The organism is Paenibacillus sp. FSL H8-0548, assembly GCF_038630985.1.
Taxonomy (GTDB): domain Bacteria; phylum Bacillota; class Bacilli; order Paenibacillales; family Paenibacillaceae; genus Pristimantibacillus.
This window is the reverse complement of record NZ_CP152049.1, coordinates 2,198,274-2,225,033: the sequence shown is the minus strand read 5'-3', so window position 1 is coordinate 2,225,033 and position 26,760 is coordinate 2,198,274. Positions and strand designations below refer to the sequence as shown.

General features: G+C 46.4%; 27 protein-coding genes. 4 read left to right on the top strand and 23 right to left on the bottom strand.

Annotation, left to right across the window (positions count from 1 at the left end; all coding sequences use genetic code 11):
- Positions 1 to 171: 171 nt before the first annotated feature.
- The 5 genes from MHI37_RS09430 to MHI37_RS09410 all read right to left on the bottom strand — a co-directional run bounded on the left by MHI37_RS09430 (position 172) and on the right by MHI37_RS09410 (position 4,144).
- The gene (locus tag MHI37_RS09430) at positions 172 to 423 is read right to left on the bottom strand and encodes a hypothetical protein (RefSeq protein WP_306010689.1); all 252 of its coding nucleotides are present in this window, start codon (positions 421 to 423) and stop codon (positions 172 to 174) included.
- Positions 424 to 589: 166 nt separating this feature from the next.
- Positions 590 to 691: a histidine phosphatase family protein gene (locus tag MHI37_RS09425; RefSeq protein ID WP_306010690.1), complete on the bottom strand. Its 102-nt coding sequence runs from the start codon at positions 689 to 691 to the stop codon at positions 590 to 592.
- A gap of 249 nt (positions 692 to 940) precedes the next feature.
- Positions 941 to 2,212, bottom strand: coding sequence for an FAD-binding protein (locus tag MHI37_RS09420; protein ID WP_076340022.1), 1,272 nt, complete (start codon positions 2,210 to 2,212; stop codon positions 941 to 943).
- A 162-nt stretch (positions 2,213 to 2,374) separates the two neighbouring features.
- Positions 2,375 to 3,733, bottom strand: coding sequence for a transposase (locus tag MHI37_RS09415; RefSeq protein WP_076340183.1), 1,359 nt, complete (start codon positions 3,731 to 3,733; stop codon positions 2,375 to 2,377).
- Positions 3,734 to 3,835: 102 nt separating this feature from the next.
- Positions 3,836 to 4,144: a DUF5071 domain-containing protein gene (locus tag MHI37_RS09410; protein ID WP_076340160.1), complete on the bottom strand. Its 309-nt coding sequence runs from the start codon at positions 4,142 to 4,144 to the stop codon at positions 3,836 to 3,838.
- 265 nt (positions 4,145 to 4,409) lie between these two features.
- On the opposite strand from MHI37_RS09410, the gene MHI37_RS09405 reads away from it, so the two are divergent.
- Positions 4,410 to 4,745, top strand: coding sequence for a metalloregulator ArsR/SmtB family transcription factor (locus MHI37_RS09405; RefSeq protein WP_076340159.1), 336 nt, complete (start codon positions 4,410 to 4,412; stop codon positions 4,743 to 4,745).
- Between the two features lie 101 nt (positions 4,746 to 4,846).
- A complete protein-coding gene (locus MHI37_RS09400) occupies positions 4,847 to 6,175 on the top strand; it encodes an alpha/beta fold hydrolase (protein WP_256710737.1) in 1,329 nt (442 codons plus the stop codon).
- Positions 6,176 to 6,470: 295 nt separating this feature from the next.
- On the opposite strand, the gene MHI37_RS09395 is transcribed toward MHI37_RS09400, so the two are convergent.
- The 3 genes from MHI37_RS09395 to MHI37_RS09385 all read right to left on the bottom strand — a co-directional run bounded on the left by MHI37_RS09395 (position 6,471) and on the right by MHI37_RS09385 (position 8,033).
- Complete coding sequence (locus MHI37_RS09395; RefSeq protein ID WP_076340158.1) at positions 6,471 to 7,097, bottom strand: histidine phosphatase family protein; 627 nt, start codon at positions 7,095 to 7,097, stop codon at positions 6,471 to 6,473.
- A gap of 218 nt (positions 7,098 to 7,315) precedes the next feature.
- Positions 7,316 to 7,540: a helix-turn-helix transcriptional regulator gene (locus MHI37_RS09390; RefSeq protein ID WP_076340157.1), complete on the bottom strand. Its 225-nt coding sequence runs from the start codon at positions 7,538 to 7,540 to the stop codon at positions 7,316 to 7,318.
- 10 nt (positions 7,541 to 7,550) lie between these two features.
- On the bottom strand, positions 7,551 to 8,033 hold the full coding sequence (locus MHI37_RS09385; protein WP_076340156.1) for a DUF2975 domain-containing protein: 483 nt from the start codon (positions 8,031 to 8,033) through the stop codon (positions 7,551 to 7,553).
- 1,608 nt (positions 8,034 to 9,641) lie between these two features.
- On the opposite strand from MHI37_RS09385, the gene MHI37_RS09380 reads away from it, so the two are divergent.
- A complete protein-coding gene (locus MHI37_RS09380) occupies positions 9,642 to 10,256 on the top strand; it encodes a 3'-5' exonuclease (protein WP_076337432.1) in 615 nt (204 codons plus the stop codon).
- On the opposite strand, the gene MHI37_RS09375 is transcribed toward MHI37_RS09380, so the two are convergent.
- From MHI37_RS09375 to MHI37_RS09305, 15 genes are all read right to left on the bottom strand, one after another.
- Positions 10,253 to 11,749: an alpha-glucosidase/alpha-galactosidase gene (locus MHI37_RS09375; protein WP_076337431.1), complete on the bottom strand. Its 1,497-nt coding sequence runs from the start codon at positions 11,747 to 11,749 to the stop codon at positions 10,253 to 10,255. The genes MHI37_RS09380 and MHI37_RS09375 overlap by 4 nt on opposite strands.
- A 120-nt stretch (positions 11,750 to 11,869) precedes the next feature.
- On the bottom strand, positions 11,870 to 12,793 hold the full coding sequence (locus tag MHI37_RS09370; RefSeq protein WP_076337430.1) for an AraC family transcriptional regulator: 924 nt from the start codon (positions 12,791 to 12,793) through the stop codon (positions 11,870 to 11,872).
- A 29-nt stretch (positions 12,794 to 12,822) separates the two neighbouring features.
- Positions 12,823 to 13,557: a nucleoside phosphorylase gene (locus tag MHI37_RS09365; RefSeq protein WP_076337429.1), complete on the bottom strand. Its 735-nt coding sequence runs from the start codon at positions 13,555 to 13,557 to the stop codon at positions 12,823 to 12,825.
- A 4-nt stretch (positions 13,558 to 13,561) separates the two neighbouring features.
- The gene (locus MHI37_RS09360) at positions 13,562 to 14,236 is read right to left on the bottom strand and encodes a sulfite oxidase-like oxidoreductase (RefSeq protein WP_076337428.1); all 675 of its coding nucleotides are present in this window, start codon (positions 14,234 to 14,236) and stop codon (positions 13,562 to 13,564) included.
- 57 nt (positions 14,237 to 14,293) lie between these two features.
- Positions 14,294 to 15,217, bottom strand: a complete 924-nt coding sequence (locus MHI37_RS09355) for an ABC transporter permease (RefSeq protein ID WP_076337427.1) — start codon at positions 15,215 to 15,217, stop codon at positions 14,294 to 14,296.
- Between the two features lies 1 nt (position 15,218).
- A complete protein-coding gene (locus MHI37_RS09350; protein ID WP_076337426.1) occupies positions 15,219 to 16,268 on the bottom strand; it encodes an ABC transporter permease in 1,050 nt (349 codons plus the stop codon).
- Entirely contained in the window at positions 16,261 to 17,760 is a 1,500-nt protein-coding gene (locus MHI37_RS09345) for an ABC transporter ATP-binding protein (RefSeq protein WP_076337425.1), read from the bottom strand. Before MHI37_RS09345 ends, MHI37_RS09350 begins: the two co-directional genes overlap by 8 nt.
- A gap of 116 nt (positions 17,761 to 17,876) precedes the next feature.
- Positions 17,877 to 18,929, bottom strand: a complete 1,053-nt coding sequence (locus tag MHI37_RS09340) for a BMP family protein (RefSeq protein WP_076337424.1) — start codon at positions 18,927 to 18,929, stop codon at positions 17,877 to 17,879.
- 163 nt (positions 18,930 to 19,092) lie between these two features.
- Complete coding sequence (locus tag MHI37_RS09335) at positions 19,093 to 19,500, bottom strand: MarR family transcriptional regulator (RefSeq protein ID WP_076337423.1); 408 nt, start codon at positions 19,498 to 19,500, stop codon at positions 19,093 to 19,095.
- Positions 19,501 to 19,706: 206 nt separating this feature from the next.
- The gene (locus MHI37_RS09330; RefSeq protein ID WP_342556544.1) at positions 19,707 to 20,531 is read right to left on the bottom strand and encodes an urease accessory protein UreD; all 825 of its coding nucleotides are present in this window, start codon (positions 20,529 to 20,531) and stop codon (positions 19,707 to 19,709) included.
- A gap of 50 nt (positions 20,532 to 20,581) precedes the next feature.
- A complete protein-coding gene (gene ureG, locus MHI37_RS09325) occupies positions 20,582 to 21,310 on the bottom strand; it encodes an urease accessory protein UreG (RefSeq protein WP_076337422.1) in 729 nt (242 codons plus the stop codon).
- Positions 21,311 to 21,343: 33 nt separating this feature from the next.
- Positions 21,344 to 22,036 carry an urease accessory UreF family protein gene (locus tag MHI37_RS09320; RefSeq protein ID WP_076337421.1) on the bottom strand — a complete coding sequence of 231 codons (693 nt, stop codon included), beginning with the start codon at positions 22,034 to 22,036 and terminating at the stop codon, positions 21,344 to 21,346.
- Between the two features lie 39 nt (positions 22,037 to 22,075).
- Positions 22,076 to 23,791 carry an urease subunit alpha gene (gene ureC / locus MHI37_RS09315; protein WP_076337420.1) on the bottom strand — a complete coding sequence of 572 codons (1,716 nt, stop codon included), beginning with the start codon at positions 23,789 to 23,791 and terminating at the stop codon, positions 22,076 to 22,078.
- On the bottom strand, positions 23,788 to 24,156 hold the full coding sequence (locus MHI37_RS09310) for an urease subunit beta (protein ID WP_076337419.1): 369 nt from the start codon (positions 24,154 to 24,156) through the stop codon (positions 23,788 to 23,790). The genes ureC and MHI37_RS09310 overlap by 4 nt, the downstream gene beginning before the upstream one ends.
- A 59-nt stretch (positions 24,157 to 24,215) precedes the next feature.
- Positions 24,216 to 24,521 (bottom strand): urease subunit gamma, encoded by a 306-nt coding sequence (locus tag MHI37_RS09305; protein ID WP_076337418.1) that lies wholly within the window; start codon positions 24,519 to 24,521, stop codon positions 24,216 to 24,218.
- Positions 24,522 to 24,995: 474 nt separating this feature from the next.
- On the opposite strand from MHI37_RS09305, the gene ilvD reads away from it, so the two are divergent.
- Positions 24,996 to 26,681 carry a dihydroxy-acid dehydratase gene (ilvD, locus tag MHI37_RS09300; protein ID WP_256710549.1) on the top strand — a complete coding sequence of 562 codons (1,686 nt, stop codon included), beginning with the start codon at positions 24,996 to 24,998 and terminating at the stop codon, positions 26,679 to 26,681.
- Positions 26,682 to 26,760: the final 79 nt, after the last annotated feature.

The window sequence follows — 26,760 nt, the reverse complement described above, 5'->3', positions numbered from 1 at the left end:
AGTATGAAATAGAAAAAGATGAAATATATTCCTGTGCCGAAGGGATGGTTATTTGTCATATCTTTTTTTGAGTATACCACTTCAGGAATCGGCCTTTAATAATTAAATATTGATAAGCTATTAGCTGGAATAGCTCAATGAAAGTTTACAGATCCGCAGAGTACAAACAGCTTACTTGTGAGAATATACTTTATATTCGCCGTTGTCTGATGAGAATCTTAGTATGTTACCATCATTGGGGATGCCTTCAAAATAAGCATCAATACAACCTGTCGTACATCTGTGTCCGGATATCAGTTTATTTACCTGGCTGTCTAAATGCTCGGCTTTTAGTTCATTAAAAAAGGAGAAGATCCTATTTATAAAGTTAAATACTTCCTCAACACCTATATAGAAATTGGAATCAGGCACTACTCCATTCATTTTGACTTCACCTTTTTTTTCAATAGATCAGCCTCGCCAAGATCAAATACATCTAGCCTTTCATCGATAATAGGTTTTATACCTGTTGTGATTTCTGCGGTTTTAATAGCTCATTCTTGAGGTGAGGTATAAACATAATCAAATACTACATTTTCAAGTCTGTCTCTTAATAGTTTGCCTGCTCTACCCCAACGTCATTTAAGGGTAAGCCCCTTCTTCCCTGCAGCTTTCCTTCTCTGTTAATATCCGTTTGACCGTGCCGTACCACATAAATCAAGCAGTAGCCCTCCTTAACATAGCATATCACCAATTCCAATACACCATATTTTGGATTTTCTCTGCCCATTAGCGGAAAAGGCAGCCATAGCGAATCGGCTGCCTTTCGTTCTGGTATTGAGTTATCGTGGTCTTTTAATGCAGTGCTACTTATTTCTATCTATGATGCGGTCTCCGCGCTGTTTGTGAAAAAAGGCTTAAGGTTTTATTGGTGTTTCGGCTGGTATCGCTAATTTGGTGACTATGAATAGCTATCCTTAATATATGTTTTCAAGAAGCTATTGCAGAATTTCCCTTTGGGGTCGCATTGAAGGAGCAACCTCTGAAAGTCGGGCAATTTCTCATATAATGATTGTAAATCGACGGGCGGCATGGCAAATAACTTCCCCCAATGTGGACGGGCACGGAAAGGCGCAATCTGTTCCTCAATTAGTGGTAATATTTTCTCAACTGCAATCAAATCCGCTTTCCATGTAAAGTGAATAGCCACCGAGTCCTGCTTGTAGCAAGGGCTCATCCACAGATTGTCTTCCGCAATCGTGCGAATCTCGGACACATAAAGGTGTGGCGATATGTAGTTCCGTATTCGGTCAATCGCACAAAGTGCTTGATAGGCAGAGTGGCGCGGCACGAAATATTCACTTTGCAGTTCCTCACCGGCGCTTGGCGTGAAATCCATGCGGAAATGCGGCAGCCGTTCATGCCATGGTCCGGGAATGCCAAACTGCTCGCTGCAGTTCTCCGCTGAGTGTCCTGGCACTGGATGACGATTCACTCTTGCTTGCATGGCGCCAAAAAATTCAGAATCCTCCCCCGCTGGGGCATAATCTGATATTTTCCGCTTTAACCAAACTTGATTGAAAGTGTTTGTCTTCCAATCCGTGAAAAGACTAACACTGTAAGCGCTAGAGAAAATATCGTCAAAATGATCATTAAGCTGCGCTAAAGGCAAATTTTCAAATACATACTGACTCATCTGAAATGTGGGAATCACATCTAGAGTGATTTGTGTGATAACCCCTAGTCCCCCAAGTCCTACGACAGCTCCTGCGAGGAGCCCATCATGTTGATCACGGGAGAAAACGATCCTCTCCCCATCCGCTTTGACAACTTCCATGGAATGAACCGCTGTAGCAAGATTGCCGTTCCGGTCACCAGAACCATGTGTTGCCGTTGAGCATGCACCTGCAATGGTAATGTGCGGCAACGACGCCAAATTGTGCAAAGCATAGCCGCATCCGTACAAATAATCACATAGATCCCCGTATCTCATACCAGCCTCAACCGTAACCTTATTGCGTTTATGGTCTAATTCAATTACTCGGTTAAGCTTGTGCAGAGAGAGGAGGCTCTCGGTACAATCAGCGATTCCATTGAACGAATGACGAGTGCCAAGCGCCTTTATTCGACTGCTACGAGCTACCCATTCTTGTATTTGTTCCACGGTTTCCGGAACATGGAGTTCCGAAGCGCTATACTTATAGTTACCTGCCCAGTTTCGATTATTTTCCAATCACATACACTCCCGCTAAATCGAATGAAAGATCTGTACAAATTGATTGATATGCAATGAAAAACATTCCACATAATATAGGAGTAACCTACGCGTTAGCTCAACGAGGCTGCCGTGCTATGCCTAAGCTATAGTTACCTATTTGATATTCGTGTTATTAACTCAACTTTCGCAGCCTGAAATTGGCAAGTAAGCCTTGATGTAATTGGGCAAAGCGGAGATCCAGAGCTGTAGTTGACTTTTTATCATAGCGGATAGCTTTTTGCCGACTTGATTAGCGATTTCGTTCATCAATTCCACCAGTTGCTGTAAAGCCACTGCCCAGTCCAAAGAACCGACTTCATCGCATAGCAAATAAAACAGTCCACCGAGCGTCCGTTGATCGGTACTTTGCCGATGCTGCCAAGCCAGCAGAATATAACGGGAAAAGACAATCGTAGTATGGCTAATGAGCAGATCGTAGGAGCGACCTTGGAACTCTTTTTGCAGGCGCAGCAAGGATTTAGCGCATTTGAAAAAAACCTCGATGTCCCAGCGAAGAGCGTAGATTTGAATGATTTCCGGTGCCGTCAGTGTGAGATCCGTCGATAGAATCGCGAGCCACTCGTTTTTCTTGGAGCGATGGCGAACAAAGACCACGACGACTGGAATACCGGGAACCAGTTCCGTATGAATCTGACGCAAAATATTCCGTTGCTTCCCTTGGACTTGCGTTGCAGATCGGTAAAGACCTTTGAGATCGACCCGCTTGCCCTGAACGAGATATCGCTTGTTGTCGTTTTTCACCATGCCAATGACATGAAGACCTCGTTCCACCACTCGCTCGATTAAGGGCGCATGAGTGAACCAACTGTCCATGAGTACGTAAGACGCAGAAACACCCGAGGCGATGGCCCGATCCAGCAGTTCAGAAACCAGATGCGGGGCCGAAAGCAGAGCTTCTTTCCGGCGTTTGTACCCAGTGGATCGCTTATCGATTCCCGGATGAATACCGGTCAGTCCAGCCTTCACAGAACTGAGCAGGGCGAAGTCCAGAGGGAGAAATGTATGGCCGTCCGACCAGCCTAAAGTCAGCATACGGAACCCCTTATAATAAGCACCGGTGGCGTGATCCTTGAACCGAGCGAGAAGTTCTACCGCTTTGCTGCGATTTCGTTCAAACATGGAATCGTCGACAATAAACACGGAAGTTCGTGTGACGGAGGTCAAGGTTTCGACTCGCTGAACGGTGTCACTGCTGAGAGAAGTCAAGAAACGCCGCCAAGCAAATCCGCTGTGATTAAGAAACCGGTAGACGGCATCTTTGCCAGGAAAGGCTTCACTTTTGGAACTTTCGAGCAGACGAAACCAGTTCTTCTGATGAAAGAGAAGGACAAAAACGAGCATAAATAGATGGGAACAGGTATAGCCAAAAGTCTTTTTGAATCCTGCATTTCTCAGGTGCTTCAGTACACCGAGTTCCTGAAAAGCAGGCCTCATTTCAGGTGGGAGTTGATCTAGGGACGACTTTTGCTTTATCATGGAAGGGACACCTCTTCTTTGGTTTAGTGGATCTCGACAATCTCACTTTACCAAATGAAGCGGTGTTTTTCTATGTTGGCAAGATCGTTACTTAAACCAGCTTTACCTTAACACCGGATTGGAGTCAACTCGGTTTTGACTCTGCGAAAGTTGAGTTATTAATCCATAGAGCATAGAAAATTTCCATCCGGCATCACCAGAATTCAAAACAGCCTGAATATGAGGTATCAAATGATCTTCAAAATCCACAAGCACATCCTCTATATCTTGGGCTATCGGCCAGTTAATGTCTTGAAGCCATTCAAGTAATTGAGGCAGCACCAGTAATATACTTTCTTTTTTCGCTTTTTTTAATTGGTTTGCACGCTCGTAGTCAACTTTGGTTCTTGGTATTAATTCAGTGTGATCCATCCCTTCCAACTCCTTAGTTTTACGGCACTCTTACATCTGCTATTCGCCATTTTAAAGAGATATCCTTTAAGCAAGAACCTACCGTACTAAACTGCCCGATAGCTTAACGGTAAATTGCTCCTAGATCGCTCAACTAAAGTTCCCAGATTGTTTAATTGTAGATTCATATATTTCAAAAGTTTATGAACGCCTGGTAACAAAAGTATGAATTCTTTGACCTTTATATACATTGACACGTATATACACATTAGTGTATATTGCATATATGAACACAACAACAATGCAGTTAACGTTACTTACACTCGCCGAGCCCAATCGCTTCAACATTGTTGAGCTATTAAAAAAAGCACCACGATCGGTGAGCGAAATCGTCCATGCCCTCAATATCGGTCAGCCTCAAGTGTCTCGCCATCTACGGATTTTGAGCGAGGCCGGATTAGTGCGCGCCCGCAGCAAAGCACAGCAGCGAATATACAGCCTCGAAGCCCAACCATTTCAGGATCTGGATGAATGGTTTGATTCATTTAGCATCCTTTGGGAAGAGCGTCTCGATAATTTCGAGGATTATATGCTCGACTACAAAAGAAAGGAGGACTTATGATAGCCTTTATCTCAAACTTTATCGCAGCAACATTCGGAATTACCAAGCGCTTTGGAATGGGCGGTTTGACACGCTAGAAAATTATCTGAAAAGGATGAAAGATGATGAAATCAAAAACAAGAATTCATAGAAATCGCGATTCTCGTGAACTTACTGTGGAACGGGTGGTAGCCTTACCTCAAAAACTTGCTTGGGAAGGTTGGACAAAGCAAGAACACATTGCGCGTTGGTGGGGCCCAAAATTTTGGACCTCCACCGTGTATGAGATGGATGTAAGACCCGGTGGCGTTTGGCGTTATAGTCTAAAATCAAATGACAATAATGGAGAAGAAGCCTTCTGTAAAGCTGTTTATCAAGAGGTTAATGAACCCTCTTTATTGGTATATACCGACTCTTTTGCCGACAAGGACTGGAATATTGTAGAGAACAGCGAGATGTTAACGACCGTACAATTCGAGGCAGCAACAAATGGTACGAAGCTTAGCATCATTACGCGATTTTCAAGTGCCGAAGAACTGGATAATGCTGAAGCTATGGGTATGGTTGAAGGTTTCACCGAAGCATTTGACCGACTTGAAATATACTTAGAAAGCTTAACGGGAGGACATATGAACACAGTTATTTCAAAGGATGGAACAAAGATCGCTTATGAAAAGCAAGGAAACGGACCCGCCGTTATTCTCATAGCATCGGCTATTGCCGACCATCGCGATGCAGCCCAGCTCGCCGAGAAACTCGCTACTCATTTCACCGTCTACAACTATGATCGCCGCGGCCGCGGCCTAAGTTCTGATGTCGCGCCTTATACCGTCCAACGCGAAGTCGAGGATATTGAGACTCTAATTCACACTGCCGGCAGCAACGCTAGCCTGTTCGGAAGCTCATCTGGCGCGGTTTTAGCCCTTGAAGCGGCCAGCCAATTAGGAGACCAGGTGACAAAGCTATATCTGTACGAACCGCCTTTTATAATAAATGACAGTCGCAAGCCCGTACCGACAGATTACGTTCAACATTTGAACAGGCTACACGAAGCCGACAGAAGAAGCGAAGCGGTGGAATACTTTATGTCGGAAGCTCTCGGAATTCCGGCGGAATACATCGGCTACATGAAAGCCGATCCGTCTTGGCAGGTGATGGAAAGCATGTCTCATACTCTTGCCTATGACGGCATGATTATGAGTGACACGCAATCAGGCAAACCACTTCCAACCAACCGTTGGAAAGTGAACATTCCCACTTTGATCATGACAGGTGAAAACAGCGAGCCGCTATTCCACGACGCAGCCAAAGCGCTTGCCGAACTGCTGCCTATAGTTGATTCCCGCATACTGCCCGGACAGGACCATTCTGCAGTCGTGATGGCTCCGAACACCATAGCGAAGACGATTTTCGATTATGACATCGTCAGAGAGGAGAACGAAATTGTCTAAACCGCTTTTGATAGCAAAACCGGTATCCGCGATTGCTTTAAATACCGCTAATTTAGCGGTTTCAAGGTGCTCTTTAAACGTAGCAGGTCCATTCATGCTAGCTTGTTCTGATTCGAAAATGTAAATATAGATGTTCTCAAGCTTGGCTACATCTTCCAATGGGTTTCTAATCGTAAACTCATAAAAGAAGGAAGATTCTATTCTGCTGCCCGTTAGTTGAGAAAAGGCTGCCGAACGGCAGCCTTGACGTTATTGAACTATCGTTCTCAATTTGCTTAACGGTTCACACAAATGCTCACTCTAACTCTGATAAATGTGAAGTATCATTGAGCTTATGCAAAACATTTTGCTGATATATATTTTCATGTAGTGATGAGATACTTCCTACAGACGCAGAGAAGTAAGCTTTTTCTAGTACCTCAGGTTGAAGTTTCAACCACCAGGCGATGATGTATGCTAATGTACCACCATGAGTGATTATGATTAAGTTCTTATGTTCGGAATTATATATCCTATCCATGCACTTACAAACACGTTCATAAAATTGTCTCCAAGTTTCGCCTTCCTCGAACTCTTGGTAATCTATATCAAATTCACTTCTTGATCTGGGATTTCTATTTTCCTTTGCCCACTCTTTGGTTTTCCCTGCTGCAATTCCAGTGTTTATCTCTCGTAGATCGGTATCATCATGGACACTTAGGCTTAGATACTTCCCAACTATCTCGGCTGTTTCCTTTGCTCGCATTAAATCAGATGAAAATATGACATAATTATCAGTATCAATACTATCTTTCAATTTCCGACCAATACGCTCTGCCTGTTTATTACCTAGAACAGTAAGAGGTGTATCGGTCCAACCGCCAGACATATTATTTATATGATGTTCTGACTGACAGTGTTGAATGAGAATAATACTTCTCATTTCCCCTCTCCCCTTCCTAGTTCACCCTAGCACTTGTTATATTCGCTAAGTAATTAAGCTAACCTGCCCAGTAGTTCAACAGTTATTGCTCTTATAAAATAAAACCCCGCCAAAAATGGCGGGACTTAGTGTGCATTTTATTCTTTTTGAGCAATTAAAAGGACATTACATCCAGAATTTTTAGTATTCTTAACATCTCCGAAAAAATTTATCACCACTTATTTTTCGAGAGTGTTCTCGTCACTTTTGTATTCTAAAATATCTCCAGGCTGGCAATCTAATGCTTTGCAAATTGCTTCTAAAGTTGATAATCGGATCGCTTTGGCCTTACCGTTCTTCAATATAGAGAGATTAGCCATCGTTATTCCAACCCTCTCAGAAAGTTCTGTAACACTCATTTTCCTTTTAGCCAGCATCACATCAATATTAATTATAATTGCCATGTTATTCACCTCAGACGATTAAGTCATTTTCTGATTTTATATCTATAGCCTCTTTTAAAAGCCTTTGGAGAACAGCAGCAAAAACGGCAATCACCATAGAGGCAAAAATCAAGACCATTCCAATTACGATGATACCTGGGGCATCATCTTTCTCCGCTATGAGATAAAAGAGCGGCATGCCTACCACAAACAAGCTGCTGATTATGATTGCACAGAATTTTATTTTCTTTAAAGCTCCTACAGATAATTCCGAGAAGGCGTTGTTCTTGTCAATATAGCTTAAAAGTTTAAAAGCTTGATACAGAGCAAAGTAAAATGGTATCGCTGCTGCATAAAAATCAATAAAAACGAGATATTTCAAATAAGCAATATCCGGATACAATTCTACTGCAAAATCCCCAATCTCAGGCACCAAAAATATGCACAAAGCAAGAACTGGGATTCCAATAATGATAACAGCTATCTTTAAAAAAAGTGTTGTTCCTCGTTTCATAAAGAGCACCTCGCTTAGTTATTTTCATTTTGATTCTAATACAACATTTATCGTTTTGCAATATATAATTACCGTTTTCGGTTATGTTTTTGTTGTTTATAAGTTCCCGTTTGATTATAGACATAAAAAATCATTCTTCATAACCAAGAAATACTCTGGAACCTCAACGATTCCTCCAACGTGCTCTCCAACTAACCAACTATGGGGCTATCCTGCACTATAGCAGGGTAGAAGCAGGTTTTTCGAGCTCCCAGGTGTCTATGTTGCACTCCCGCACTATAGACAGCCTTACAGATGTGTCTAAGACAGAAAACACTCTATTCTAATGCAAATCTGCAGGATAGGCAGCTCAGGATGGCTGAAAAGCGCGAAGTTAGTGCAAATGTGTAGGATAGACTCCGTGCGGAGGATGCAGAGGCTCGTGCTCAGAGTAAATTTACAACTAGCCTAGAACTAACCCTCCAACCAGTTCTCAATCGCGCCCTCCAACTAACCAATTACGTTGCTATCCTGCACTTTCGCAGGGTAGAAGCGGGTTTTTCGAGCTCCCACGTGTCTATATTGCACCCCAGCACTATAGAGTGCCTCCCAGGTGCGTCATGAGCTGAAATCAATCTATTCTAATGCAAATCTGCAGGATAGGCAGCTCAAAGAGGCTGAAAAGCGCGAAGTTAGTGCAAATGTGCAGGATAGACTCCGTGCGGAGGATGCAGAGGCTCGTGCTCAGAGTGAATTTATGACTAACCAAGAATTAACCCTCCAACCAGTTCTCAACGGGCTCTCCAACTAACCAACTATGCAGCTATCCTGCACTATAGCAGGATAGCCGCAGGTTTTTCGAGCTCCCAGGTGTCTATGTTGCACTCCAGCACTATAGACAGCCTTACAGATGTGTCTAAGACAGAAAACACTCTATTCTAATGCAAATCTGCAGGATAGGCAGCTCTGGGTCACTGAAAAGCGCGAAGTTAGTGCAAATGTGCAGGATAGACTCCGTGCGGAGGATGCAGAGGCTCGTGCTCAGAGTAAATTTACAACTAGCCTAGAACTAACCCTCCAACCAGTTCTCAAACGCGCCCTCCAACTAACCAATTACGTTGCTATCCTGCACTTTAGCAGGATAGAAGCAGGTTTTTCGAGCTCCCACTTGTCTATATTGCACTCCAGCACTATAGAGTGCCTTCCAGGTGCGTCATGAGCTGAAATTAGTCTATTCTAATGCAAATCTGCAGGATAGGCAGCTCAGGATGGCTGGAAAGCGCGAAGTTAGTGCAAATGTGCAGGATAGACTCCGTGCGGAGGATGCAGGGCTCGTGCTCGGATTAAATGTACGACTAGCCTAGAACTAGCCCTCCGCGATTCCTCCAACCAGTTCTCAATCGCGCCCTCCAACTAACCAATTACGTTGCTATCCTGCACTATAGCAGGATAGCACCAGGTTCTGCGAGCTACCACGTGTCTATACTACAAATAGAAACGTCCCAAACTCCGCCTTATCAGCAGAGTATGGGACGTTTCTGATTAATCCTAAAAGGTTTTTTGCTATTTTTGTCGAATAATAGTCTATGAGAATTTATATTAATTTCAAGAAAAAGTGGTGAAACAGCTATGACTGCACATTCCTATACTGTGATCGATTTCGAAACAAGCGGACTAGATCCGAAGAAGGATCGTGTCATTGAGATGGCCGCAATTCGCTGTGTGAATGGAGAAATTGCGAGCGAATTCAGTACGCTTGTCCGTTATGACGGCAAGCTATCCGCCAAAATAACAGAACTGACCGGTATTACTGACGAGATGACTGCCACCGGTATGGACGAGGATACCGCCTTCCGCATCTTGAACCGCATGCTTGGCGATCATATTATCATCGCTCATAATGCCGCCTTCGACCTTGGCTTCCTGCACCATTCCTTGCTGCGTATTGCAGGTCGATCCTTCTCTAACGGCTTCATAGATACGCTGACGATAAGCCGCGCGCGGCATGTCTATCCACATACTCTAAAAGATATGTCCGATCGTTACGGCATTCCGCTCATTGGCGGCCACCGAGCGCTGAATGATGTCATCGCTTGCTGGGAAATTTTCCGCAAGATGGACGAGGAGCAATCCGCCTCGGACTACCTGAACACGCTTGGTTATCTTAAGAAGTTTGGCCCGCCTGCTTGGAGTCCCCCAGGTGCTATACTAGAGCCGATAGAGCTAAAATACGCTCCTCGTTAAACACGTTCCTTGCCTTTATCTGATTCGCCTGCATTTTTATTCGCGGCATCACGGTCCTGCTGCATCTCTTCTACCGTCTTCACCTTCAGGCGCGCTGCACCTTCATAGTCACGCGTTGGAAGAAGCGGACCTTCGGTTTGCCGCTTCTTGGCTGCTGCAATGGATTGCGTATATTGCGGCAGCCACTGCTCCTGCGCAACAAGCATTTCATCAACCATTTGCCAAATTTCATTTGGATTGCAAACCGCACCTACTAGCGGGTCCATCATGAATGCTTGGCGCAGCAGCTTATCGTCACCATGAATAGCTGCCTCGACTGCAAGACGCTGTACCGATATGCTCACATTGCATACCGCTGCGGCGCCAAGCGGCAGCTCTCCAACCGTGGGCATTGAGACGCCATTACGATCGACGTAGCCTGGTGCTTCAATAATCGCATCATTAGGCAGATTGGCGATAACCCCTTTATTTTCCACATTAAAGTGACCGCGATAAACCCGACCCGTTTCAAGTCCTTCAATAATGTAAGAGCCATGCTCATGACTGCGCAACTCGCTCTTGAACTCATTGGCAGGGTCCTTCATCCAGTTTGGAAAATCAGTCTCGAACCAGTTGCGTCCCTCTGTGCAAACCCGCAAATAACCACCGGTCTCTCCATTGATCCATGAGCTGAGGTCGATCCAATCGTTAATTTCCTCTGGACGCTTGCGATACCAAGGTACATATTCGCTCAAATGGCCATTAGACTCTGTGCTGTAATAGCCAAATCTACGCAGCATATCGATACGAACCTTTTCCGTACGGCTGAAATCAGGATGCTTCTCAAACGCTTCAAGTAGTTTATTGGTCAAATCCTCGCCGTTATGCTTAATTTGGATATACCAGGTTTGATGGTTTATTCCTGCACAAATGATATCGACCTCCTCTTGCTTAAGGCCAAATGCCTCAGCAATTTGCCAGTGACCGCCCTGCACGCCGTGACATAAGCCAATCGTCCTTACGCCGCCGTATTTATTGCAGGCCCAAGTCATCATCGCCATTGGGTTTGCATAGTTGAGCAGCAGTACATCCTCCGCAGCAACCTCACGAATATCACGGCAAATATTCATCATTTCAGCAATGCCGCGCTGACCGTACATAATTCCTCCAGCGCTAAGGGTATCGCCTACGCATTGGTCTACGCCGTATTTGAGTGGAATATCCACATCCGTTGCGAATGCTTCAAGACCCCCTACACGAATTGTACAAATTACGTACTTCGCATCCTGCAATGCCTCACGGCGATCCGTTGTCGACTGAATGGAAATCGATAAGCCATTCTCATGAATATCACGCTGGCAAAGTGCGGTAACCATTTCAAGATTATGCGCATTAATATCTGTAAAAGCGACTTCGATGTTCTGGAATTCTGGCACAGCAAGCAGGTCGCGAAGCAGGCCGCGCGTAAACCCGATGGAGCCGGCACCGATAAATGTAATTTTAAAAGCAGACATACTAATCAGCCTCCAAATTTCGTTTAATAGAGTTGTTTCATCTCCTCTACATTGTAGCAACGATAATTCGGAAGCGTTATCAATATTGTGACCAACTGACACTCAGACTGTCAGAAATCGTCACTTTAGTTTGTCCGAGCCTAGGCCCCGACTATCCAATATTTGTGTATCCATTCCATGCCGATAAGCGATTGGCGTCTGATTCGTATATTTTTTGAACATCGCATGAAAGTATTGCCGACTTCCCACACCTACATAATCACAAATGTCTGCAATCGCGATGTCCGTCTCGCGCAGCAGCATTTTTGCTTTCTCCATTCGCAGCTCCGTCAAATAGCCAGTCAGCGTTTTTCCAAGCTGCGCTCGAAATACACGGTGCAAATAACCGGGGTGCAAACTGACCGCTGACGCAATATCCTTCACCTGAATGTCTTGATCGTAGTTATGATGCATATATTCGATGGCCTGCTTAACATAAAGCTCTGTAGGATTGACCCCCTCAGCTCCACTCTCATGATGCAGCCGAGCAATCGCTAGTATCAGCTGTGCAAACAGCAGCTCTGCCTTCATATTAATGCTCTTCCCACGGCTATCCAGCTCAAGCACCAAGCTCTTAAGCACGTGATAGACCTCGCTAGGATCACGCAAAAACAAATAAGAGGACGGCTCTGTGATCAATTTAGCCACAAATTCGTCCTCCAAGGCAAGCTGGCGCATGGAAGGGAACGCCGTCCGGCGCTCCCGAAAATCAAATTCAACGTTAAGCATCCGGCAAGGTCCTCGTTCATCTACCATCAGCCGATGTGGAGCATTGGCATCAAGAATAACGAAATCGCCCTTTTTGAGCGTCATTTCATAAGCCTCAGCCGCTGCTGTCGCTTCAAACCCAATTCCGCAAGATCCTGAAATTACGTACATAATTTCAATGGCATCATGGGTGTGGTAGGTCATCGTGTAGTCGGACCATTGCTTAAAATAATAAGCAAATACATGCGGATACAAGTCACCGTTCAACCAATCTTGCTTAAATAAGGTACCGTCCACGAGTAGGCTCCTCCTTGCTCAGCTACATGCTAAATGCTTGATGAGGCAGCCGCCAGCTTGGCAACTGCACGAAGCGCCGTATCGATTTCACGCTCTATCGCATTTGCAACAACATCTGTATGCGGATCATACTCACCCGCCAAATCGGAATCAGCATAACCATCGAGCGCCAATATTGCTCCAGCTCGGACACCGCGAAGCGTTGCAATGACATACAAGGCTGCAATTTCCATCTCAACAGCGATCGCGCCCGATTGTTTATATTGCTTGTGCGGAATGTCTACCACGCCTGAGAAAAAGACGTCAAGCGTTACCGTAATTCCTTTTTTCACGATACCCTCAGTCTCCTGCGCAGCTGCATACAGTGCTTCAGTAACCTCGCTGTCTGCAATCGCAGGAAAACCCGCTGGAACGAGCTGATGCGTAAGTCCCTCAGCGCGAACCGCTGCCGTGCTTACGACCAGACTTCCCGCCGGGTGGTCTGCTGAATAAGAGCCTGCTGTACCGACACGAATGAGCGTTTTCACCCCGCCGCGAATAAGCTCCTCGAAACATACAGCGGCGCCAGGCGAGCCTACGCCATGACTGACTACCGCAAGTCTAACACCTGCATATTCTCCAACGAATGTCCGGTACTCCCTTGCAAACGCGAGCTCTTTTACATTGCTTAGCTTCTGTGAGATCGTCTCCGCGCGCCGTGGATCTCCGCATACGATCGCAAATTCCGGCAGATCCTCTGGGTTAACTTGTAGTATAGGTAGCATCTAATTAATCAAACTCCTTCTTCTGCCATTCGTCCTCAGGCATCGAATTTTCTTCACTGCTGAACCGCTGCTCTTTAAATGGATCGGCATAGCTATGGAAGCCGTTGCGCTCCCAGAAGCCTTCACGATCCTCTTTCATAAACTCAATTCCCGTAATCCACTTCGCGCTCTTCCAAAAATACAAATGTGGAACGAGCATGCGCATAGGACCGCCATGCTTATCGGTCAAAGGCTCGCCGTCATAGCGGTGGGCAAGCAGGATGTTGTCTAGCAGCAAATCCTCAAGCGGCAAATTCGTTTCATAGTCCTCATCCGCATGCAGCATGACATACTTAGCATCCGACTTCACTCCAAGCAGCGGCAGCAAATCGTTAAACTTGATGCCTTCCCATTCCGTATCAAGCTTGGACCAGCGCGTAACGCAGTGGATATCACATTGTATCTTCGTTTGCGGAAGAGCAAGCAGCTCCTCAAATCTGAAGCTGCGCTCCTCCTCTACTTCGCCAAACACACGAAGTGACCAGTTGTTCATATTATAAATGGGGATGTCCCCTTCGTGTAAAATAGGAAACCGCTCCGTCAGCGTTTGGCCTGGCGGTATCCGATGAGCAAGCTCAGGTGCAAGCTCTGTCTTTTTAATCGATGTAACTTTTTTTAGACGCTCAGCCTTTTTGTGCATCTTGTTAGCCTCCCCTATTTATGCGTTGCATTCCAATTCTGATCAAGAACCCGCCTATTAACGTGAGCTTTCATTCGATTTGCGTGCTTCCTGCATATACCCTTTATCTTTGAAAAACAGCATGGCAGCAATCGTCACGATATAAGGCAGCATCATCGTAAAATGTGTCGGCAAAGCGAAGCCCTGCAGCCTGATGCTGAGCGCGTCCATGAAACCAAACAGCAGACTTGAGCCCGCAACGCCAATCGGATTCGATTGGCCCAGCATCGTTGCAACAAGCGCAATAAAGCCGCGTCCCGATGTCATGCCCTCTGTAAACATCGTCACATTGCCAAGCGACAGCTGCGCGCCAGCAAGGCCGCATAATGCACCGCACATCAACACAGCGCCATATTGTATACGTGAAACTTTAATCCCTAAGCTTTTCGCAGCCGTTGGATTCTCCCCAGAGGCAAGCAGGCGGAAGCCGGTTACCGTCTTGAAGAAGAACAACTGCAAAGCGATGACAAGTACAAAGGATAAATAAACGAGCGGAGAATGTCCGGACAATATTTCACCTAGCCAAGGAATATCCTTGAGTATGGGAACATCCCATTTTGGAAGGCCGACCATATCCTTATTGTAGTATGCGCCTTTTACATCAAAGACCGCTCGCAGAGAGAAGGTAGTCAGCCCTAGCGCAAGAAAGTTCAGCGCAATCCCGACAACGATAACATTGGCCTTTAAATGTATACTCATAAAGCTAAATATCATCGAAAATATTAGCGTGCATAAAATCGCAAACAGAACTGCTGCAAATACATTGCCGGTGAAATGGTTGCCCACGATCGCAGAAAACGCACCAATCAAAATTAAACCTTCCAAACCTACGTTAAACAAGCCGACGCGTGCACAGATGGCTCCGCCAAGCGCAGCAAGCAAAATGGGCGTAACCATACGGAGTGTCGAAGCGTACAGGGAGGCATCCAAAAAGAAATCCATATTATGACCCCGCCTTCTTGCGTTTAATGAACGAATAGGTGAATTTAGCTGATACGAACAATATGAGTACGGCTTGAATAATGCTGGACACCTCAAGCGGAACGTCCGTGTTGCGCTCCATGCCCATGCCGCCAGTCTGAAGCGCGGCTAGCAATATAGCAGCAACCGCAGTCCCAAGTGGATGCGAGCCTGCAAGCAGCGTCGCCATAATGCCTGACCAGGCATACCCTGGAGAGGTTAATGCTCCATCCAGATAGCGATACTGCGTGCCTAGCACCTCTACCGATCCAGCAAGTCCAGCAAAGCCTCCGCTGATGAACATGCTGAACAGCATCATTTTACCACGCTGTACACCACCATAGCTTGCAAATAGAGGATTTCCACCCAGCATGCGAGTTTCGTAGCCTTTGACCGTGTACCGCATAAAAAGAAATAACAATATAGCGCCTACAGCCGCTATAATGAATCCGCCGTGAAGGCTCATGCCCTTAAACAGCTTCGGAAGCCATACGCTTTGATCAATCATAACCGTTTGTGCCATTGCCGCAGAGCCGGTTCGATCTTTAAGCGGATAGGATACGATATAGCCTGCAAATAATGTAGCTATGTAATTAAGAAGCAAGGTTGTAATGAGCAAATTCATACGGAATCTTGCATCGAGCCAGCCAGCGAAGGCCGACCATATTCCCCCGGAAATAATTCCGGCTATAATAGCTGCTGTAAGCTTAAACCAGCCTGGACCAGGCAAGTAAATGGCAGTAACTGCAGCGCTGAGAGCGCCCAGCACCATTTGGCCTTCTGATCCCATATTAAAAAATCCAGCACGAAAGGCAAGAGCAACGCCAAGCCCGATTAAAATAATTGGAGTTGCACGGCTTAATGTGTTAGTGAAAAAGTAAAAGCTGCCAAAGGCACCCTTCCACATTTCAGCGTAGGTTTCCGTTATGGAGCCGCCGACAATGGAAATAGCAACCGCACCGGCTGCCAAACCAACGAAAACAGCCAAAAGCGGCTGCAACAGCGAACGTCCGAGTTGTAATAGCTTATCCAACCGCTTTTCCTCCTGCCATCAACAAACTAATTTGCTCCTCAGTAGCCGTCTCTGCATCCAGCTCGCCTACGATTTCCCCTTCATACATCACTAAAATGCGATCCGACAGCTTGAGTATTTCCGTTAGCTCAGAGGAAACAAGCAATATTGCACCACGCTCATCCCGCTTCGCCAGGAGCTCTCCATGAATAATCTCCATCGCGCCGACATCAACGCCCCGCGTAGGCTCAGCCGCTATAAGAAAAGGAGTTTTCTGTGCAAGCTCCCTGGCAACGATCAGCTTTTGCAAATTCCCACCCGACAAATATTGCGCTTTTGTAGATAATGAGCCTGTTTTTATACCAAAGCGGGTTACCCATTCACCAACCATTTTCCGGATGCTCGATCCGTTTAACATGCCATATTTCTGATGCTTAGATGCATGTCCCATTAAGCCATTCTCAGTAACGGTCGCATCCTTCGCGACTCCCCACTGATAACGGTCCTCAGGTATATGAGCAAGCCCCTGCCTACGAATTGCTCCAACCTGTGCACCAGTAATATCTTGTCCGCGCAGCTTAACTGTCCCTGCTTCTGGCTTCAGCAAACCAGAAATCGATTGAATCAACTCAGATTGTCCGTTTCCTGAAATACCGGCGATGCCTACAATTTCTCCTTCATCGACATGAAGGCTTACATTTGCAAGTACCGGCTTCGCTTTCGCTCCGCTGATAGTCAGCTGCGAAACCTCAAGCACTGGCTTTCCTCTGCTAATCTTATTGCGTGATATATTGACTAATTCCCGACCTACCATCAGCCTTGATAAAAGTTCTGTATTCGTGTCCTTCGTGTCGACAGTGCCCGTAACCTTCCCGTCCCGCAGAACGGTCACACGGTCAGCTACCTCCATAATTTCCTGCAGCTTATGGCTGATCAGAATAAAGCTTTTCCCTTGTGCTGCCAAGCCCTTAATTGCGATCAGCAGCTCTTTGACCTCCAGAGGCGTCAAAACACCTGTCGGCTCATCCAAAATAATAACCTCTGCTCCTTGATACAGCACCTTCAATATTTCCACACGCTGCTGCATGCCTAAAGAGCAATCCGCTACCTTTTTCCATGGATCAACGGGCATGCCATAAAGCTTGCCGAGCCGCTCCGTCTCCAATGCCGCCGCCTTGCGGTCAAAGCCCACACCTTTAGAGGGCTCGCGTCCGATTACGATATTCTCAGCTATTGTAAATGTTGGGAATAGCATAAAATGCTGATGCACCATTCCGATTTTATGTTTAATCGCATCAGCCGGGCTTGCAAACGAAACGGGCTTGCCACCCAGCAATATTTGTCCGCTTGTCGGACTTTCCATTCCGTACAGAATACGCATTAAAGTTGTTTTTCCTGCCCCATTTTCGCCTACTAATGCATGAATTTCCCCTTTTTGAAGTGAAAAATGAACATGACTATTAGCCGTTACGCTCCCATAGGATTTCGTAATGCCCTCCATGTGCAGCAGCATACAAACGCACCTCTCCTTTCATAGCCTTATAAACAAAAAAAACCACTTCCCCCGGGGAGGAGGAAGCTTCCATGCAATTCGTAAACCGGCTGCAAAACAGCAGCCGGTCAATCATTCTATTGAGCTAGCGGGTTTGTTACTACAATTTTACCAGACTTAATATCTTCAGCGATAGCTTTAACTGTATCTACGTTTTCTTGGCCAATGAACGGGCTAAGCGTAGATTGGCTGTCTCTTGTTACGAAAGTCAGGCCTACGCCGTCTTCCTTCAAGCCATAGTCTGCTACACCAAATTCAAAGCTGCCTTCAACAAAGCTTTTTACCGTTTCATAAGCTACTGCATCCGTACCCTTCAATTGTGAGAGGACGATATGCTCTTGATCTTCATCTGTACGGTCAGTATCTTGACCGGAAGTGTAGAAGCCTTTCTCCTTAGCTGCCTCGAACACGCCGTTGTCGCCAACAGCTGCCATGCCTGCGATAAAGTCAGCACCTTTGGATTGTTGAAGAAGTGCAAGCTCTTTGCCTTTAACCGGATCTGTAAAGCTTCCTACATAATTGATAAGGAATTGTGCTTCAGGATTCGTGCTCTTCAAGCCTTCCTCGAAGCCGGATGTATATTTGCTAAGCAGTGGAGCATCCATAGCAACAACAGCACCAACAATGTTCGTTTTAGTTGCTAAACCTGCAAGTGCCCCCATTAGGTAGGAAGCTTCATGCTCACGGAAGTTAACGCTGCGTACGTTCGGCAGATCAACAACCGTATCAATAACAGCAAACGACTTGTCCGGATTTTCAGCTGCTACTTTTTTTAGCGCATCCTCTGCTTGGAAAGTTGCCGTAATAATCAAATCGTAATCTTCAGCTACTGTTGCACGAAGATTTTGTTCGAAGCCCGCAGGATCAGTCGATTCGATCGTTTTTACTTCAGCGCCGAACTCCGCTCCTGCTTTTTTGAAGCCTTCATCCATCAATACGAAAAACTTGTTCACGCCAATTTTTTCAGGAAGTACGAGTGCAATTTTTTTCTTTTCAGCTTTATCGCCTGTATTATTTGTTGCCGCGCTATTGTTTGCAGCGTTTCCTGCGTCTTTGTTGTTAGATCCACAAGCTGCAACGATCGCAACCATTAGAAATAACGATACCGCTAAAGCAAATGCCTTTTTCATTAATATCTCTCCCAAACGATCAAATGTATTAATTCCTTTTAATCCTAGTTGAATTATCGGAATTTGTCAACCTATTTAAGTTCGACAAATTTCTTGTTAATTCTACACTATTTTTAATCGTATTAAAAACGAATTATGAAAATAGTCACGATTTTGTAACATCCTATTCCATATTTTTACTCATATGATCAAAGAGCTGGACACCGCGCTCCATGTCTGCAACGGTCATGCCATTAAAAAGCCTGTGCATCAGCTTCGATCGAACCGTCTCGATCAGCTTGACGATGCCGCGCCCTTCCGGCGTAATCTCCAGCATGACCACGCGTCGATCCCTCTCGCTCCGTTCTCGTTTTATGTAACCAAGCTCAATAAGACGGTCAGCTATTCCTGTGACGCCGCCGCTAGTAATAAAGAGCTGTTCTGCTAGTGCCGAAGAATTTTGTGCGCCCGATTGCTCCAAGATGGTTAGCATTTTGCCATGTGTCATGCCTAAGCCATGTACGTTGTATGTGTTCCATTCCGTATTAATCTGTCTTCTCACCTGACGAAAGGATTCGTCTAAACGTCTCATCAATTCTTGCCTTTCCACACTTGAAGATTCCAAGCGATCACCAACCTATCTATAAAGATTGCTATAACTCTTCCATATTATAGCGTTCATTTATAAGATTAACTAATATTATTATCTAATTATTTATTTTCAATTGTTGTATACATGCAAATAGGCCAACTACCTAGGGCTGGTTGACCTACTTTATTATGCCGCAAACGTTATTCTTATAAAAATCGCAGCGGAGGCTGGTCGAGCAAGCATCCTCGCGCCGCTCCCCACAGTTCCTTCATTAGAAGCTCAAGCGGCCAAGCCGCCGTTGATGCGGCGGATACCGCAATGCCATACCGATAAGTCATAGACGCACCTGCAGTGATTGGATGCCCGGTTGGTGCAGCAAAGCAGTCCAGCTGCTCCTGAAGCTGCTCCAAATGCGAGCTATTCACTCGATCCGAGAAAATATAAAAGGTAGCCCAGTGCGTCATTTCATCCCAGCAGCCAGGGGCAGCGAGATGCTGCTCAGCCGGCTCGATTCGCTGCCTTTGCGAGAAGATAAGCTCATCTTTATACCGAACAGAAAGCGTATTGCTGTATATTCGATAATCAAAGCGCTCACCGCGCAGCGTGCGGCCAGGACACAGCACGTCCGCCTGCATCCAGACAGAGCCATTTTCCAAGCGTACCTCCGTCTCATTTTGAAAAGCAGCGTCCTTGTACAGCATAATTGGCTCTGGCATATGTTCAACAACTGCAGATTCCTCCAGAGAAAATGTCTGCCTCATTGATGAGCCCCTGCCGAGCGTGCTGGGGTGCACCTTAGTGAACGATTGGTTTGTAATCATCACTTGAGTCCCCTGATCTGCAACCCAGTCAAACTCATAGCGGTCACCATCCAGCAGGCCGGGCGAAACGTCCATAACGATTACGGCTAACTGATTCTCCAGCGGAAAAGCCTTTGCAATCTTAATAGGCGCGGTATGATATTTATTGTCCAGAACTGTCCGTGCCTGCCTGCTGACAAAGGAAGCACGCAGCACAGATGTCCTAATCAAACCTTCTGCGTGTCCGCGGCTATCTTCTCCCGCTGGTAGCTTGCGGTCCATTATGAAGCAGAATGACGCTGTTCAGCAGATATATTCGTTAGCTGAATAACATGGGAATGCTCCGTCCCACGCGCATGAGCAACCTCATGTGTAAGCCAGCTCACAATCTCAGCGACCCCATCGCCGCCGAACATATTGGAGAACACAAACGGACGCTCGCCTCGCATTTTCAACGTATCAGCTTCCATAACCTCAAGGCTTGCACCTACGTATGGCGCCAAATCGATTTTGTTGATGACAAGCAAATCGGAGCGCATAATACCAGGACCACCTTTGCGAGGAATTTTCTCCCCTTGGGCTACGTCGATAATATAGATGAATCGATCTACGAGTTCAGGACTGAAAGCAGCAGCAAGATTGTCTCCTCCGCTCTCAATGAAGATCAAATCCAAATCGTCAAAACGACGCTCCAGCTCCTCAATAGCTTCAAAGTTCATCGAAGCATCCTCGCGAATGGCTGTATGCGGGCAGCCGCCTGTCTCTACCCCGATAATACGCTCCTCAGGAAGTATGCCTGTATTAAATAAGATGCGAGCATCCTCTTTCGTATAAATATCATTCGTAATGACAGCTACGCTGTATTTCGTGTGAAGCTCGCGCGTCAGCCTTTCAACAAGTGCTGTTTTGCCAGAGCCTACCGGTCCGCCAATGCCAATCCGAATTGGTCTTGAGTTATCGATGGATGGGCTTTCCCACTCCTGATGCGTATGTCCTTGTCCTTGGCACATTAGTCATTCCTCCATATTGTTCCGTTAGATTTGTTAAGACATAAATAACCTTGAATACAAACGTTCATGCCGCATCATGGCAAGCTCTGCCATAGGCATATTGGAATACGCTTCCTCAGGCTCAAGCCTATCTGATATTGCCATCGCCTGCTCCGTGAGCGGAGTCAGTCTCGCAATTAACGACTGTCCCTCTGTCTGTCCCATCGACATAAGTCGAAGCGCACTATTGATACAAGTCACGATACACGTATAGAAATAACCTTGGATCGCTCGCTCCTCAGATACACCCAGTACCCAGCTTGCATACCCGTGTGCAAGTGGATGCGAGGCAAAGCATTTGCCTGATCGTGTCGCTTCTAGGAGCGGTGACCAATCGAGCTGTGGATGGATCGTTGCTGCCAGCTGCAGTAGGCGCCTCCCCATTTTTTCCACGCCACTGCGAGTTTCGGATGCCGCGCGCTGCACATGGACCAGCCGCTCTACCGCCCAAAGCCGCTCCCAATTTGCTGCAGGAGCATCACGGTAAACAGCCTTAATCACCATGGCATCTGAGCTCGCCCAGCTTTGCAGCAGCATCGCGGAGACATACACATATAGCTGGCTCGTTTGATTCATTCTGCCATCCTGCACCATCGTCTCAAGTCCAAAGGAATGAGAGAAACCTCCGATCGGCAGAGCAGAATCAAGCAGCTGCTGCATGGCGAGCCATCTCATTTGTTCCTTCATCTCAATTGCCCTCCGATCCGCTCAGGCCATACAGAAACATCAAAATAAGAAATAGCGCTGCGCCATCGGAAGCACCTCAGCAGGCTCGCAAGTCACATGCTCGCCATCGACCAGCACATGATACGTTTCTGCATCCACCTCCAGCTTAGGCGTCGCATCATTGTGGATCATGTCCTTCTTCGTTACCGTTCTACAGCCCTTAACTGGCTCAATTCGTTTCTGAAGCCCAAGCTCCTTCGCAATCCCTCGATCATAGGCGGCTTGTGAAACAAATGTAATGGAGCTGTTAAACACCAGCTTGCCAAACGAAGCAAACATAGGACGGCCAAATACGGGCTGTGGTGTCGGAATCGAAGCGTTAGGATCACCCATTTGAGCATAAGCAATGCTCCCGCCCTTCAGAACAAGATCCGGCTTAACACCAAAGAACATCGGACTCCAAATGACGAGATCTGCAAATTTCCCTGCCTCAAGCGAGCCAACTAGATGAGAGACACCATGCGTAATTGCCGGATTTATCGTATATTTGGCAATATATCTCTTGATGCGGAAGTTGTCATGCTCCTCGTTATCGGGCAGCAGAGGCCCGCGCTGCTTTTTCATTTTGTCAGCCGTTTGCCAAGTCCGAATAATAACCTCACCCACACGGCCCATCGCCTGTGAGTCTGAGCTGATCATGCTGAATACGCCCATGTCATGCAAAATATCTTCAGCAGCAATCGTCTCCGGCCGTATCCTGGAATCAGCAAACGCCACATCCTCTGGAATGCTGCTGTCTAGATGATGGCAAACCATCAGCATATCCAGATGCTCCTCGATCGTATTGATCGTAAAGGGCCGCGTCGGATTCGTTGAGGATGGAAGCACATTAAGCTCCCCTGCAGCAATAATAATGTCAGGCGCATGTCCGCCGCCCGCGCCTTCGGTATGATACGTATGAATAGTTCGTCCGCCAATGGCAGCAAGCGTATCCTCAACAAAGCCCGCTTCATTTAAAGTATCGCTGTGGATAGCAACCTGAACATCGTATAGATCTGCCGCCTGTAAGCATGCATCAATGGCTGCCGGTGTCGTACCCCAATCCTCGTGCAGCTTAAGCCCAATAGCGCCAGCTTCAATTTGCTCGATAAGCGGAGCTGTGAACGATGCGTTCCCTTTTCCCGTATAACCAATATTCATTGGAAAATGCTCAGCCGCCTCCAGCATCCGGCGCATATGCCATGCGCCTGGAGTGACCGTCGTTGCATTCGTTCCCGTTGCCGGGCCCGTACCGCCGCCAATCATCGTCGTAACACCAGAAGACAATGCAGTCTCGATCTGCTGAGGACAAATAAAGTGAATATGCGAGTCAATCGCACCCGCGGTTACAATTTTTCCTTCTCCAGCAATAACCTCCGTGCTTGCACCAACAATCATATTGGGGTGCACGCCATCCATAATATCGGGATTGCCGGCTTTGCCAATGCCAACAATAAATCCATCCTTAATGCCAATATCCGCTTTCACAATGCCTGAATGATCAATAATAACGGCATTTGTAATGAGCGTATCCAATACGCCTTCATCGCGCAGAGCGCCGCTTGATTGCCCCATCCCATCGCGTATAACCTTGCCGCCGCCAAACTTGCATTCATCACCATAGACTGTAAAATCATGCTCGATCTCCGCCCAAAGCTCTGTGTCTGCCAAACGAATGGCATCGCCAGTTGTTGGCCCAAACATCGCCGCATAGCTTCGTCTGTCCATCTTCGTCATTCGCCAGCTCCTTCCCAAGCCTTCAGTCGCGCTCGAGTTTCATCCGGCATCGCTCCTGCTACCGCAATACCTTGGCTTAAGCCGTTCAAGCCAAAGGAGAGCTTTGCACCGCCAAGCTCAACGAGCGTTACCGGCTTCTCCTCCCCTGGCTCAAAGCGAACCGCTGTACCCGCTGCAATATGCAGCCGCATGCCAAAAGCAGCCTCACGATCAAATTTCAATGCTCGATTCACTTCGAAAATATGAAAGTGAGAGCCTACTTGAACAGGTCGGTCACCTGTATTTACAACAATTAGCTGCAGCGTCCTTCTCCCCGCATTTAATTCAATTTCACCTTTAGCTACCCGATATTCTCCCGGTATCATCCGTGGCGGCGCTCCCTTCTGGCAAATAGCTTAGCTGGCTTTAGCCCCTGTCCTGCTCTCTATGCTGTAATCGGATTATGGACGGTAACTAGCTTTGTCCCATCTGGAAAAGTTGCTTCAACTTGAACCTCATGTATCATTTCGGGTATGCCGGACATCACCTGTTCAGATTTCAATACTTGCGTTCCGAACTCCATGAGCTGTGCAACCGTCATTCCATCCCGTGCGCCTTCCATAATTTCAGAGGTGATGAGTGCGATGCTCTCTGGATAATTAAGCTTGACCCCTCGGTTAAGCCTCCGTCTAGCTAAATCAGCAGCGATTGTAATGAGCAGCTTTTCTTTTTCACGTTCAGTTAACTGCAATTTCTCCACCTCTTTACCTTTAATACTTCCATTATAAACAGCAAATAATAACAAGTAAATCGTTTTGCGTTAGATTATGTGACATAAATACAAATAAAATCTCTTAATTGATTCGTGATCCCGCAATTAATTAACATTCATATTACATGAGTAAAACGGTGGGGTTAGTCGACTATTTTCGACGTGGTTCGACTTATAGCTACACACATATATATGAAACAGCGATTCTGACCAACTGAACTCCTCTTTCCATTAAAAATTCAAGCTGATATCTCATTATTATGTTTTTCTCATTGCAACTATTGAGCATACTACAATTGAAAATGGATCGACTTGTTACGTCGATCAGCGCGTATTTACATTACTCCACATGCTTTCAGGATCATATTCCGCTTATAGCACTTATAGCCAACGCTTGTCCGTTGTGATAAAATTGAGTATTGATATTTTATTTTGCACATAGGAGGCACTTACATGGCGACAAAAAGAATGCGTTCAGACATGATAAAAAAAGGATTCGACCGTGCCCCGCATCGCAGCTTGCTGCGTGCCGCAGGCGTAAAAGAAGAAGATTTTGACAAGCCATTTATTGCGGTTTGTAACTCGTATATTGATATCATTCCTGGTCATATGCACTTACAAGAATTCGGCAAGATCGTTAAGGATGCTATTCGCGAAGCAGGCGGCGTTCCTTTCGAATTTAATACAATCGGCGTTGATGACGGTATTGCAATGGGTCATATCGGAATGCGTTATTCCCTTGCAAGCCGTGAAATTATTGCCGATTCCATCGAGACGGTGGTTAATGCACACTGGTTTGACGGTATGGTCTGTATTCCAAACTGCGACAAAATCACGCCAGGTATGATTATGGGCGCCCTTCGCGTCAACATTCCGACTATGCTTGTGAGCGGCGGACCGATGAAAGCAGGTAGAACTTCCGACGGTCGTGCGATTTCACTTACGAGCGTATTTGAAGGCGTAGGCGCTCATCAAGTCGGTAAAATTAATGACGAGCAATTGTTAGAGCTTGAGCAATATGGTTGTCCGACTTGCGGATCATGCTCCGGTATGTTCACTGCTAACTCCATGAACTGCTTGGCAGAAGGTCTTGGCCTAGCTCTTCCAGGCAACGGTACAATCCTTGCTGTAGCCCCAGAGCGTAAAGAATTTGTTAAAGAAGCAGCTCGTCAGCTTATGAAAATTATTGATCTTGGCATTAAACCGCGTGACATTGTTACAAAGGATACGATTGACAATGCCTTCGCACTTGATATGGCAATGGGCGGTTCCACAAATACCGTTCTTCATACACTTGCTATTGCGCATGAAGCTGGCATCGAATATCCGATCGAGCGCATTAATGAAATAGCTGAACGTGTACCGCATCTTGCGAAGATCGCTCCTGCTTCCGACTATCATATTGAAGATGTTCATAATGCAGGCGGCGTCAGCGCTATTATTCACGAGCTGTTCAAAAAAGAAGGCACCTTGCACGGACACTGCATGACCGTTACCGGAAAAACACTGCGTGAAAACGTAGAAGGCTGCGAAATTCAAGATACAGACGTCATCCACACGATTGACAATCCGCATACAGCACGCGGCGGCTTGGCTGTCCTGTTCGGTAACATTGCTCCTGATGGCGCAATTATCAAGACGGGCGCGGTCGATAAATCGGTTGGAGGCTACCATAAAGGGCCTGCGATTTGCTTCGATTCACAGGATGATGCCCTACACGCTATTGCTAACGGCAAAGTAAAAGAAGGCCATGTCGTAATTATCCGCTATGAAGGACCTCGCGGCGGTCCTGGTATGCCGGAAATGCTTGCTCCTACATCACAAATCGTAGGTATGGGGCTAGGTGCGAAGGTTGCGCTCGTTACTGACGGACGTTTCTCCGGCGCATCTCGCGGCATAAGCATCGGTCATGTATCACCAGAGGCTGCTGATGGCGGTCCAATCGCATTCGTTAATGATGGCGACATCATAGAGATCGACATGAACAACCGTACGATGAATCTTCTCATCAGCGATGAAGACTTTGAACAACGCCGCTCCGAATGGAATGGCTTTGAGCTAAAAATCAAACGCGGCTACCTCGCGCGTTATGCTCATCTTGTTACTTCCGCCAGCACTGGCGGCGTAATGAAAATGTAATAAGCGTTAGAATAAATTAGGAGTACGAGCTGGAAACAGCTTGTACTCCTTTTTGCTATAGGCTTCTATCGTAATTATG